General features: G+C 51.5%; 6 protein-coding genes. 3 read left to right on the top strand and 3 right to left on the bottom strand.

All coding sequences use genetic code 11. From position 1 onward, the window contains the following. Nucleotides 1-136: 136 nt before the first annotated feature. Nucleotides 137-1,027 (bottom strand): AraC family transcriptional regulator, encoded by an 891-nt coding sequence (locus tag FCN15_RS03355; protein ID WP_138493542.1) that lies wholly within the window; start codon nt 1,025-1,027, stop codon nt 137-139. Between the two features lie 156 nt (nt 1,028-1,183). Between FCN15_RS03355 and FCN15_RS19645 the strand changes: the two genes are divergently transcribed. The 3 genes from FCN15_RS19645 (at nt 1,184) to FCN15_RS03345 (ending at nt 4,538) form a co-directional block, all read left to right on the top strand. Next, nucleotides 1,184-2,434: a glycoside hydrolase family 127 protein gene (locus tag FCN15_RS19645; RefSeq protein WP_338044359.1), complete on the top strand. Its 1,251-nt coding sequence runs from the start codon at nt 1,184-1,186 to the stop codon at nt 2,432-2,434. After that, nucleotides 2,419-3,120, top strand: a complete 702-nt coding sequence (locus tag FCN15_RS19640; RefSeq protein WP_338044358.1) for a glycoside hydrolase family 127 protein — start codon at nt 2,419-2,421, stop codon at nt 3,118-3,120. The genes FCN15_RS19645 and FCN15_RS19640 overlap by 16 nt, the downstream gene beginning before the upstream one ends. Before the next feature lie 257 nt (nt 3,121-3,377). Further along, entirely contained in the window at nt 3,378-4,538 is a 1,161-nt protein-coding gene (locus tag FCN15_RS03345; protein ID WP_138493541.1) for a cobalamin-independent methionine synthase II family protein, read from the top strand. Nucleotides 4,539-4,805: 267 nt separating this feature from the next. Here FCN15_RS03345 and FCN15_RS03340 read toward each other — a convergent pair whose 3' ends face one another. Both FCN15_RS03340 and FCN15_RS03335 read right to left on the bottom strand, forming a co-directional pair. Continuing rightward, nucleotides 4,806-6,518 (bottom strand): DUF11 domain-containing protein, encoded by a 1,713-nt coding sequence (locus FCN15_RS03340; RefSeq protein ID WP_138493540.1) that lies wholly within the window; start codon nt 6,516-6,518, stop codon nt 4,806-4,808. Beyond that, entirely contained in the window at nt 6,515-13,243 is a 6,729-nt protein-coding gene (locus FCN15_RS03335; protein ID WP_138493539.1) for a DUF7507 domain-containing protein, read from the bottom strand. Before FCN15_RS03335 ends, FCN15_RS03340 begins: the two co-directional genes overlap by 4 nt. Nucleotides 13,244-13,356: the final 113 nt, after the last annotated feature.

Below are 13,356 nucleotides of genomic sequence, written 5' to 3'. Positions count from 1 at the left end.
AACAGGGCTAGCATGTAAGATTCAAGAATGGTACGGGAAAAACAATGTTTTTCCGTACCATTTTTCTTTTTCATTGTTCCCCTTTAGCAGGGTTAGAGCGCTGTCTTGGAACATCATCCGCCCGCTTGAGCAAACATTAGCGCTCTATGGCAAATTTATTACGAAAGGCTGAAGGAGAAAGGCCTTCTTTCTTGGAGAAGCAGGAGGAATAATGGGAAACATGGTTGAATCCGACCTCTTCAGCAATTCGCGCCACGGACCAAGAAGTCTGAAGAAGCAGCCGTTTGGATTGCTCTATGCGAAAATTTTGCAGATACGCCATGGGGGTCATGCCAAAGACCTTAAGCATGCTTTTCGCCAGATAATTAGGATGGTAATTTAACTCCTTCTTCAACACGGAATTAGTCAGATCGTGCATATAGTTGCTGCGGATGTACAGTTCGATTTGTTCCGCCAGCTGAATCGCGGTTACATCGCTCGGTGAAGCTAAGTCTCGATCGAGAAGCTGCAGGAAAGATTGAAAGGTAAACTGCCGCCGCCAGTTTCGCATCGATTTCGGCTCCGATTCCTGCTTAAAGAACAACTCGAGCAGTTCCATTGCTTTCACGGTGATCTTCATATGCTTTGGAATAAAAATAGAACAGACGTCGGCGTGATTGAGATATGCTTTTTGTTTGTGTTCTTCTATCAGCGTCTGCTGAGTGCTCAGACATTCGTTCATATCCGGACATTCCTGCCAGCTGCCAAAGGTCTGGAAATGGATCCAGATAATCTCTGTATCTACGGTGCAGGGAGCGCTGCCGTAGTGATGACCGTCCGGAAGGAGGAACAGGCATTCGCCTTCATGGAGATTCCATAACCGGTTATTTTCCCCAATCGGAAGAACGCCCTTAACAACAACGATCAGATCAAATACGCCGATGCAATTGCGGTCGATATGATAATCGCCGGCCTTGTACGAGGCATACCCGCAATCGACAAAGTAGGGGATAGGCGGGGAAATGAAATGAAGGATGGACGTAGTCATACTCAAGATACCCCCATAGGTTGAAAATATTAAAAATTCGGTTGAATAACGATGTTTTTTTCAATGGTAGCGCATGTCATATTATTAGTAAAGCGCTTTCCAATCAAGTGAAATTATTAAAATTGCTAACAAGTAAAGAGAGGAGAGTTCCATGAAATGATTCACATTCAAGATGAGTTCTGGTCCGAATATGTGCGTCTGGTGCGAGAGGTAATGGTTCCGTATCAATGGGAAGCCCTTAACGATAATGTTGAAGGAGCTGAGCCGAGTCATGCGATCGCCAACTTCCGGATTGCAGGGGGGTTAGAACAAGGAGAGTTCTATGGAATGGTATTCCAGGACAGCGACGTTGCCAAATGGCTGGAAGCGGTCGCCTATCTGCTTGAGACCCGGCCCGATCCGCAGCTGGAAGAAGTGGCTGACAGTGTAATCGACATCGTCGTTAAAGCCCAGCGGGAAGACGGCTATATAAATACGTATTTTACACTGAAAGAGCCTGGACACGAGTGGACTAATCTAGCAGAATGTCATGAGCTCTACTGCGCCGGACATATGATTGAGGCGGCAACTGCCTATTACCGTGCTACCGGCAAACGAAAACTGCTGGATGCCGTCTGTCGTTTTGCTGATTATATGGATAAGGTTTTTGGGACCGAACCCGGCAAACTTCATGGTTATGACGGCCACCAGGAGATTGAACTCGCTTTGGTAAAATTGTTTCAGGCCACCGGCGAGGAAAAATACTTGCAGCTCAGCCGTTATTTCCTCGATCAGCGTGGTGCCAAGCCTCATTTCTTTGAAGAAGAGTGGGAAAATCGCGGACGGACCGTGCACTTTCCGCAGCTCTCTATGGCTCATGACCATCTGTACAACCAATCGCATCTTCCAGTGCGGGAGCAGCACCAGGCGGAAGGCCACGCAGTCCGGCTCGTCTATATGTGTACGGCGATGGCAGATATCGCTGCCGAAACCGGTGACATTGAAATGCTGGCCGCCTGTGACCGGTTATGGAATAGCATTGTGAATCGGCGGATGTACATCACCGGCGGCATCGGCTCCATGGAGCAGGGCGAATCTTTTACCGCTGACTATGATTTACCGGGAGATCTTGCTTATGCTGAGACCTGCGCTTCGGTTGGCTTGATCTTCTTTGCCCGGAGAATGCGTAAACTCCGCCGCAGCAGCACATATGCGGATATTATAGAACGGGCACTCTACAATACTGTGATTAGTGGAATGTCGCTGGACGGCACCAAATTCTTCTATGTCAATCCGCTGGAGGTTTACCCGGATGTCATCGGGAAGAACAAGAATTACGATCATGTGAAGCCAGAGCGGCAAGGGTGGTTTACCTGCTTACCTGCGCCTGCTGTCCGCCGAATGTCGCCCGATTGCTGGCTTCATTAGGAGAGTATATTTATTTTGAAGAAGAGGATCGATTATCCGTTGAGCTGTACGTTGGGGGAACAATCCGAACGGAGCTCGCCGGCATTCCGGTAACTGTACGCCAAGATTCGTCCTATACCTCGGAGGGGCGTGTACAATTTACCATTGATCCGGAATCTCCGGGATCATTTACATTTGCTTTGCGCATGCCCGATTGGTGCGAGCAGGCAAGAGTTACCGTAAACGGAGAGATGCAGGAATACGCTGCTGGCGATGAAGACGGTTATATTACACTCGAGCGCATTTGGCAAGCAGGAGATCAGGTAGAGGTATGGTTTGCCATGCCGGTGAAGGCCATGGAAAGTCATCCGCTCGTCCGCCAAACTTTTGGAAAGGCTGCACTGCAGCGCGGTCCATTCGTCTATTGTCTGGAGGAGGCCGACAACGGAAAAGGATTGTACCAATTGCGGCTGTCCGGAGTGGACAGTCATGAATGTGAAGCTTCAAACTGGATTCCAGGGGGCGTGAAATTAATCTCTGTTCCAGGTTATCGATTGGTGCCTGGAGAGCAGTGGAGGGATGGTTTGTACCGGCCTAGTACCTCTCAAAGGACTGAAAGCATTAAGCTTTCCTTTATTCCTTATTTCGCTTGGGCCAATCGGGGAGTCGGTGAAATGTCAGTTTGGGTTAGCACTAAAATGGTATAGAAATTTAAGTAGGTTAAGGTGTTGCATCAAGCCCGGCCGACCAAGGATGAGTCCTTTGGACGGTTGGGTTTTGTTTCTTTTAAAGGTATATGAAGTTGAGGGATCAATTAAATGAGATGCTATAGGGGTAATTTAGATTTCAGTTATAGCTTTTAGCTATGACTGGATATTATTTTTAAGTGTTAGGTATAATGGGTTCCTTAATGCTAGAATCAAACCATTACAAATGACAGGTGCTGGATTGAGGAGGACTAATTATGTGCAATAGATTTCAAATTGTAGGCAGCTTGTTGCGTCCATCAAATTTATTAGAATATAAGCACGAAATTGAACACCGGGATGATATCCGTTATCCCTTTTACCAAGATTTCCAAGGGTACGAGCAGTGTGAATCTGATGCGATTCGGGCTGTAGTTGATCAAGAAATTAATAATGGCTTGTCCGTTCTTACAGATGGAGAATATTCCAAATCGATGTGGCATCTGGACTTTGTCTGGGGTTTCCAAGGTATTAGCCGCTATATTGCGGATCATGGCTATTTTTTCAGAGATACAGACGGAACTTCAAAATATGAGACACGGAAAGACATCGGTTTGCGCATTACCGGCGAACTAAGTGGAAAGAACCATCATTTTATTGAGGTATTCAAAAAGCTTCAATCCCTTGCCGGCGGCCGTGAAACGAAGCTGTGCGTACCCTCTCCATCCCATATTTTTGGTGAGTTGTCATGGTCGGATAACATTGGCGGCAAAGAAGCCGTGTATAAGGATAGACAGGAGCTTAAAGCCGGCCTTGTTAAAGCTTATAAGGAATTTGTAGAGGATTTTGCTGCTGCGGGTGGAAAAATTCTGCAATTTGACGATTGCTTATGGGAGCTGTTTGCAGATGATAACCCGAACTCTCCATATACAGGCAAGAATATTAATCAAGAGGAAGTGCAGGCTTTAGCAGCGGAGTTTATTGACATTAACAATACAATTATTGATTTTGGTCATGATTTAGGCCTGAAGATGTGGACTCACAACTGCCGCGGTAACTATGATTCCCGTAATATGGGCGGCGGCTCCTATGCTAAGATTGCTAACCTATTCTTAAAGCAGCTTAAATACGACCGCTTTTTCCTTGAATGGGATGATGAGCGAGCAGGCTCGCTTGAAGCGCTTGCGGTATTCAAAGATAAACCGGAAACAGAAATTGTACTTGGGCTGTTGTCCTCCAAAACCAATACGCTTGATGATGAAGCCCGTGTAGTCAGAATGCTTGATGAGGCATCAAAAATTATTGATAAGGATCGCTTATTGCTCTCTCACCAATGCGGCTTTGCATCCTGTGATGGCGGCAATGAATTAACAGAAGAGGAACAATGGGCGAAAATTAAACAAGGACAACGTATTGCCGAGCAGTATTGGGGTAAGTAATCCACTATAACAATACAACTATACCAATAAAGATTGAATATAAAGACTGAATAGAGCTGAATCCCACTCCATTAAGGTGGGATTTTTTGTTTGACTCATACACATTGACTCATACACATTGAAGCGGCCTTTATTTGACCTTTTTTGCGGGCATAAAATTGCACCCCTAGACTTTCATCGGATTCACCAGAGATTCTATTCAATGTCTCTATTCTAAGGGTGCACTCAATAACTGTTCCGGGGGTTTTAGATTCTACCATCAAGAGTTTATTCACTTAACTCTTCTAAATACAGCGTGTACGTATTGGATTGGACCTGACCGGAATAAATCCGGCCGTCAACCGAGAACGAATAGCGCACATCACCGAAAGCCCGAATCGACCGGGCCAGCAAACGACCGCTGATCCGGACCACATAGCGTATGTTCATGGTTTCCCCCGGCTGAACCATACCCAAAGCATAACCGGTATCAGGAGTTCCGGAAGGCAAAAGCGTACCGTTAACCCGAATAGAAGATGGATCGATGTGGGTTCCGTTCGGGGCAAGCCCAAACAAGGTTACTTCGGCGGCGATATTGCCTGAATTGATCAAGATCCCGTCCACCTTCACGCAATCCCCTGGTTCAACTACGTCAGTATCCGGCGTTAAAGTGAGTGATATATCCGGAGAGAAGAGAGCTGTTTCGGCCTGGTTGGAGCGGGACTTCTGCTTGACGATCCGGCCGTCAGGGATCAAGTAGGTGTACTGCAGGGAAGCCTGATTCGCAAGAATCGGTGTCTTATGGACGTCCGTCGATTCAGGTATGGCAGCCTGGAATTGAACGACAGCCGCTCGGCCCGCCAGCAGGGTACCGACCGCAATTCCGGTGGAAGGATTGGCCCCATAAAGGGGAGAGCTGTTAAGCCGTACACTGTCCCATACGAACAGAGTCCCTGAAGGAAGCGCGTCCTGGACCACGGCGTCTACAGCGATCTGGCTCGTATTTCTCACGGTAATCTGGTATTGCAGCTGATCTCCCGGAACGGCGGAGGGCAGGCTGACATTTTTCTCAAGAGAAATCTGCGGCTGAATGAGGGTGACCACAGTGGTATTGCTTTCCGCATAAAGCAGTTGAAGGCCTGCCTGACCAGCCTGACCAACATGACCAACATAATAGGTAACGGAAGCTGTATTCAGCAGTTCGTTCTGCCCCGTCACGTTTGCGACCTGCACCCGGAAGGAAACCTCGGCGCCGGCGCCGGCTGCCAAACCGCCCAGCTCGACCCCGGCAAGGGGATCGGCATCATAATAATAAACCCCGTCTGCAATGACGCTGCCGGGAACAAACGAACTGCCCGGAGGGATAGGAATAACCGCCGTCAATTGGGTTAAAGGGTAATTCCCATCGTTCTGCATAAGCAGGGTATACGTAAGGATATCCCCCCGGAAAGATACGGGCGTGCTGACTTTAAGCAGCAGAGCTAACAGATGGGACTGGACGTCTACAGCTGCCTCGTTGGATAAAAGAGCACCTGAAATGCTGCGTCCTTCAGGTGTTGTAAATTGATAAACCAGCTCTGCCCTGTTCACAAAGATCAAATTCTCGGGCAGGGATACAACCATCGCCTGGAATAGAACCGCCACTTTCGTTTCTCGCTGCAAAGTATCCAGGGGGATCCCGGAGACAGGAGAAGTGCCTGGAAGCGGAACTCCGTCCCTAAGAACGCTGTTAGGGATAAAGGTTAAACCCTCAGGCAGAGCATCATATAAAGTCGCGGCAGCCGAGGCATTTCCGGTATTCCGGACAACAATCCGGTACACCAGCGTCTCCCCGAGGGAAACGCTGGTGCTGTCCGCGTTTTTTTCCAATGAGAAGACCGGGCCTGTCACAGGAGTGTTCACCGTATTGGAATAAGCGACTCCACTGGTTCCCTCTGCCGAGCTGTAGATCACCCGAGACTGATTCGTCACGACAGGAATCCGGCGGGGATCGGCATTCATACGGCTGCCACCTCAACCTGGAAGGTAACCGTTGAAGATCCGCTTACGGCAAGTGTCCCGATCGGGATGCCGGCGGAAGGACTGGCACCCGGCCGTGTTCTGCCGTCTACGTTCACACTGCCAGTAACAAACTGGCTGCCGGCTGGAATCGGGTCTATCAAAACTACGTTGTCAACCGCAGCAATACCATTATTGGTAACAACGATGGTATACGTAATAACGTCTCCGACAACAGCGTCTATGGAAGAAGTGCTCTTGACTACGGAGACATCTGGCGAGGATACCGGTATGACCAGCGTATTGGACAGTGCTGACCCGCTCAGCGTCCGGCCGTCCGGCGGCGTAAAAGTAAAGGCGGCTGACGCCTGGTTGGTCAACTGCTGAGACGTTGGCAGAGAAACAACGGTCACCTGCAGCGAGATCGTTACCTGGACGGTATCCCCCGGCTGCACGATCCCGATGTCGATTCCGGAGGCCGGATCAGCTCCAGGAACGGGAACCTGATTGACGAATACGCTGTTCGGCACAAATACGGCGCCTGCAGGAACGGCATCCGATACGGTAGCGGCAGCCGGGTAGTTGCCGGTATTGGTCACGCTTAGCGAATAGGTAAGGGTGTCTCCGACGGTGGCATTTGCGGTATTAGCACTTTTAACAATAGCCAAGATGGGCTGGTAAACAGGGATAACCAGCGTATTCGAGAAAGCCGCGCTGGATAAAGCCCCGGAATTAAAGCTTACGGATGCCGTGCTGGCCAGTACTGACGGATTTGGCAGGGTATTGACCACCGTGTTGAAGGTAACCGGAATCGAAGCGCCAGGCCCCAGCGTACCTAAAGCAATTCCGTTGGCCGGATTTGCGCCGGGCCGCAGGGCGCCGTCAACGAATACGGTTCCCGGCACAAAGCTTGAGCCTGCAGGAATCGGATCGCTTAGAATCGCATTATTGATAGCGGAGATCCCGCTATTTGTAACGGTTATTGTATAAGCAACCGTATCGCTTACTACCGCATCACTTTGCGGTGAACTGAGCACGATGGAAACGTTGGGCGAAGAAACCGGTGTCTGCGTAATGTTGGATGCGATGGACTGGTTAAAGGTCCGGCCGTCAGGCAGCGTATAGGCGGTGGCGATAGAAGCTTGATTCGCGAGCAGCTGGCTGGCCGGAAGAGTATTAATGACTACGGAAAATAATACAGTTAACGTGGCCCCCTGGTCGATGGTTCCCAAAGGCACGCCGGCTGATGGATCTGCCCCGGCTGCAGGAAGCCCGCCGATAATGACGCTGTTCGGAACCAGTGTTGTACCCGGCGGGGTCGTATCGGTTAAAGTAGCGGAAGCTCCGTAGTTACCCGTATTGGATATATCAATCGTGTAGGTTAAGGTGTCCCCGACGGTAGCCCGCGGCAAGCTAGCGGTTTTATTAGCGTTAAGGGTCGGCAAATAAACAGGCGTAGTGACGGTATTGGAAAAGGCGGCACCCGCAAGTGCACCGGACGTAAAGCTGGCCGAAGACTGGTTATTCAGCAGGCCGGATGGCGGAAGTGTGTTGACGGCTGCTGTAAAAGCCACCGTGGCCGATGCTCCCGGCGCAATGCTGCCCATGGTGATTCCGGTTGCGGGGTTAACCCCCTGCCGCGCTGTGCCGTCTACCAGAACGCTGCCGGCAACAAAGGAGATTTCGGAAGGCAGCGCGTCATTGAAGACGACATTGTTTATGGCCGCAATCCCGTTATTGGTTATCGTGGTGGAATATACAATCGAGTCCCCGATCGTTGTGGCCGTTCTGATTGTAGATTTAACAACCGATACATTGGGGGCGGAAACCGGGATGCTGACCGTGTTGGATAAAGAAGTGCCGGCGAGTGTACGTTCGTCAGGCAGAGTAAAGCTGAAGGCAGACACGGCCTGGTTGTTGAGAAACTGAGGCGAAGGCAGGGATTCGATTAACACAGAGAAGGTGACAGCAGTTGTGGTCCCGGCAGCCACAACCCCTGCGGGAATCCCCGCTGTGGGATCCGCCGCGGGCAGGGGCCGTCCGTTGATCAGCACGCTGTTGGGTACAAAAGAGGTACCGGATGGAATGTTGTCCGTAACCGTAACATTTGCTCCGTAGTTGCCGTTGTTGGATACTTTCAGGGTATAGCTGACCGTGTCTCCGACTGTGGCGTTTGCTGTGCTGGCAGATTTAACGGTGTTGATGCTCGGCTGGAATACAGGGACCGCGACGGCGTTTGATAAGGTGGAGCCAGCGAATACACCGGAGGTAAACGTAACGGTCGCCTGATTGTCGAGTGAGGCATTAGACGGTACAGCATTCACGGTAAATCGAAACGCAACCGTCGCTGATGCTCCGGGGGTGAGACTGCCAATTGCGAATCCGACCGCCGGATTTGCGGACTGGAGCGGACTGCCGTTTAAGGTAACGCTGCCCTCAACAAAAGAAGCTCCGTCCGGCACGGGATCGCTCACAATAATGTTATTAATTGTATCAGCGCCCTCATTGGTAATCTGGAGGGTATAAGGAATAATGTCGCCAATGGCAGCAGCCGTAAAGGAGGTGCTTTTAACTGCCGAGACATCCGGTGCAGAGACCGGCAGAGTAAGCGTATTGGAAACGGCGGTTCCATTCAGAAGCCGTCCGTCAGGCGGTATATAAGTATAAGCGGCTGAAACCTGGTTGGAAATTTGCTGAGGCGAAGGCAGGGATATGACATCTACGGAAAAGCTTACGAAAGAACCGGTTCCCGGCGGCACGCTGCCAATGTTAATCCCCGCGTCTGGAGTTACGCCGGGGAAGGGTGTTCCGTTGACGATTACGCTGTTCGGCACAAAAGCGGTATTCGGGATGAGAGGATCGGTAAGCGTTACATTGGCTGCTAAATTGCCCGTGTTGCTGACCAGAACATTATAAACGACCGTATCGCCTACGGTAATGGTTCCGGTTATATCTGCCGTCGAGCTTTTGACAATCGAAATCTGCGGCTGGGTCACGGGGGTCGTCGTAACGTTTGATGCCGAGGAACCCGAAAAGACGCCGGAGGTAAAGCTTACTTGTGACTGGTTGTTAATCTCCGATGGGATTGGCATGGTAACATTCACCTCAAATGTAACGGTAACCGACGCTCCTGGGGCCAGTGTACCGACTGGAATGCCGGCAGACGGAACTGCTGACGGCTGGGATACGCCGCCTGCAATTACGGTTCCGGGAACAAAAACGGTATTTGCGGGCAGCGGATCGCTTAGCACAACATTATTGACTGCAGAAGTGCTGTTATTGGTAACTACTGTCGTGAAAGTCAAAACATCGCCCGTGACGGCAGAGGGAGCGTTAACGCTCATTACAGTGCTTACATTGGGGGCAGATACCTGGACGTTTAAGGTATTGGAGACTGCATTTGCACTCCTGTTCCGGCCGTCCGGCAGCGTAAAGCTGTAGGCCGCCGCCGCAGTATTACTGAGCTGCTGGGACGGGGGGAGACCGGTTATTGTAACGAGAAAGCTGACGTTTACGCTTTCGCCGGGCGAAAGCGGACCTACCGGTATGCCGGTCAGCGGACTGTACGCCGGCAGCGGTGTACCGCCGATAATCACGCTGTTTTCCTGGAAAACCGCCTGCGGAGGCAGGGTATCGGTCAAAACAAGCGTGGAAGCAATATTGCCTGCATTGCTGATCAAGATATTGAACGCCAGCAGGTTTCCGACGGTTAGCTGCTGGAGATTGGCGCTTTTGACCATCGTGATGACCGGTGTGAAAATCGGCGTAGTCAGAATATTGGAAATCGAAGACCCTGTAAAACTGCCGGAGGTAAAGGACGCACTCGCCCGGTTGTTAAACAGTGCAGCATTAGGCAGCGAGGAGACATTCACCTGAAAAATAAGCGTGGATGAAGCTCCTGGAGCCAGCGTTCCGATATTGATCCCATTATTCGGATTGGCGTTTGGCAGTGCAGTTCCGTTGAGAAGGACACTCCCAGGGATAAATGCAGCTCCGGCAGGGACAGGATCGGATACAAGAATACCGCTGATCGCTGCGCTGCTGGGATTCGATACGGTTAAAGTGTAGGCCAGGTTCTCGCCGACCGCCGCAGAAGCCAGGTTAGCGGTTTTGACGATCGTAATGCTTGGTGAGGAAACAGGAAGACTGACCGTGTTAGAGACCGCGGAGCCTGAAAGATTCCGGCCGCTTGGCAAGGTATAAGTGTACGCTGCGGTTCCCTGATTATTTAGTACTGGAGGAGAAGGAAGCGACTGGACATTTACCTGAAAAGCTACCGCTGCAGAACCTCCGGGAGGCAGACTTCCCAGTCCGATCCCGGTAACCGGCGAAGCAGCAGGCTGAACGGCACCATTTACCGTAACCGTACCTGGCGCAAAGACTGTGCCGGCAGGAATGGTATCCGTCAGCGTAACAGAGGCGGCAAGGTTCCCCGTATTTCGGACGGTCAGATTATACAAGAAGCTGCTGCCGACCGTCGTGCTGGTTACGGAGGAACTTTTGACCACACTGATCACCGGCTGATAGACCGGTGTGTTGACTGTGTTGGACAATACGATGGCGGAGAAACTTCCCGAATTATAGGAAACGGAGGAGCTGTTGCTGAGCTGGGAAGAAGCCGGCACCGCATTAACCGTGACAAGGAAGGTAACGGCAGCGCTTCGGCCGGGCGAGATCGATCCGACCGTAATTCCGGTTGCAGGGTTAGCGGACGTTCTTGCCGCCCCGTCAACCGCAGCACTTCCGGCTACAAACGAACTGCCCTCGGGAACCGCGTCGGAGAGCACAACACTGGTAATAGCTGAACCTCCGCTATTGGTAATTACAGAAGTATATTGCAAGGTTTCGCCTACCGCGGCGTCAGATAGATTTGCACTTTTTACGACCGCTACATTAGGCAGGCTGACCGGAACCGTCAGAGTGTTGGACGATGCGGAGCCAGACACCGTTCGTCCATCGGGAACAGTAAAGGTATAGGCGGCAGCCGCTTGGTCGGTGAGCTGAGGAGGGCTGGGAAGACTGCCTATCAGCACGCTGAACTGCACGGTTGCTGTACCGCCGGCGGCAATCGTACCGATGGCAATTCCTGCAGCAGGATTTCCTGCAGTTGGGGTCCCGTTCACGGTGAAGCTTCCAGGCACATAGGTGCTGCCAGCCGGTATATTGTCCGTGAACGTAGTGACGGCGCCAATGTTCCCGGTATTGGTGATTTGTACCGTATACACGACGGTATCCCCAACCGTCGCATTGACGGTGCTTGCACTCTTAACCATTCCTAAGACAGGCGAATAAACGGGCAGCGTAACCGTATTGGAAGGAATGACCCCTGAGATCGTGGAACCGCCGGCAACACTCTGGAAGGTGAACGCCGCATTGGCCTGATTCGGAATGGTCTGCGGGGTAGGAAGCGACGTCACTCTGGCTTGATAGGTGACGGTTACCGAGGTCCCGAATACCAGCGTGCCGATCGGTATGCCTGCCGTGATGTTATAAGAGGGCCTGGTCACGCCGGCAACAACCACACTGCCAGCTACAAAAGTCGTACCGGCCGGAAGCGCATCTGAAAGAACGACGCTGCTTGCCGAGGCCGTGCCAGTATTGCTTAGAACGACCGTATAGGTAATGAGGTCACCGACAATGGTGCCCGCAGTATTTGCACTTTTGGTTAGAGCCACGTTTGGAGCATTGATATTGATTTGGATCGCATTAGCGTTAACTACATAAGCGTCACCCGAAGTAGTCAGCTGCAGCACAGCGGAGCTCTGATTATTAAGCAGGCGGGCAGAGACGTCCACATTGGTGATGTCCCATCCCTGTCGCCCCCCGACAATATTGCTTCCCGGACTGCCGTTGGTCTGGTTTCGGGTTCCGAACGTCCCTGTGGTGTTGAGGCTCCCCGCATCATTATTGATCTGGGATGCAAAAAAGTTGTTGGCAAAATTGTTAGGCCCCGATAAAGCGACCAGCGAGGAGGTATTTGGGCCAAACAAGGCCTGGTCCCCTGAACGATTGGCGTCTCCCTCCTGCGCACTGAACAGCGCCCTGCCGCTCAGCAGCCCTGAGGTTGGGGTAGCAAACCCTGTAATGGTGGTGTTGACCGGGTCGGAAGTGGATTGAACCAGGATGGCTCCTGCCCTTAATGACATGTTGCGGAACGGCAGGGAAGGATTCGAATAAATGACGGCAAGCGTCCAACCGGCATGATTGCCTGTAGGGTCGGATGGAATAACGATTGTACCGACTACGCCTCCAGTTATGTAAGTGCCTGCTCCTCCCGACCGAACAATGCTGGTAACGTCTGCAGAACGGACATATGCAAAGGTGCCGCTGCCCAGGTTGACGGTATTCGCTGTGGCCGTATCCGGAGTTACGGTATACACCGTTCCGGAAGGGACGGTAAGGGACACCGTTTTGTTGATAGCCGAGCTAAGGTCAACCGAGCCGTTGATGTAGGAACCTCCCCAGATCAGCTCCGCATAAACGACTGTACTTCCTGACGGGAGCGTAAGGATAGCGGAGGAGCTGTTGCTCTGGTAAGCGCTGGTTGTGCCGGACGGGTAGGAGCCGAATACAGACGAAGTGCTGACAGTGGAAAAAGCGCCAATGCTGTCCTGAGTGCCAGGTACACCTGCAGTATCGGAGCGGCTAAGCCCGAGTGTGTTCCCCGTAAAAGTAATGGCGCCAGTTGCATTTACTTGGGCACGAACGACTAATGGAATAAGATTCACCCCCTGCTGCTGGGCCGTGATTCCAACGGCAGCTCACAAACAGCCTTGCAATAGGAATCCCGGCCGGATACCGCGAGCCAGTGCTCAACATTTAGCTTATTCCGCCGCAGAGG

This window comes from Paenibacillus pinistramenti (genome assembly GCF_005869875.1).
Lineage (GTDB): Bacteria > Bacillota > Bacilli > Paenibacillales > Paenibacillaceae > Fontibacillus > Fontibacillus pinistramenti.
Note: the sequence above shows the minus strand (reverse complement) of the source record. Positions and strands in the feature narration are given on the sequence as shown.

Excerpts from the sequence above, each read along its gene's own strand:
- FCN15_RS03345 (WP_138493541.1), top strand. The coding sequence starts at position 3,378 with ATGTGCAATAGATTTCAAATTGTAGGCAGCTTGTTGCGTCCATCAAAT.
- FCN15_RS03355 (WP_138493542.1), bottom strand. The coding sequence starts at position 1,027 with ATGACTACGTCCATCCTTCATTTCATTTCCCCGCCTATCCCCTACTTT.
- FCN15_RS19645 (WP_338044359.1), top strand. The coding sequence starts at position 1,184 with ATGATTCACATTCAAGATGAGTTCTGGTCCGAATATGTGCGTCTGGTG.
- FCN15_RS03340 (WP_138493540.1), bottom strand. The coding sequence starts at position 6,518 with ATGAATGCCGATCCCCGCCGGATTCCTGTCGTGACGAATCAGTCTCGG.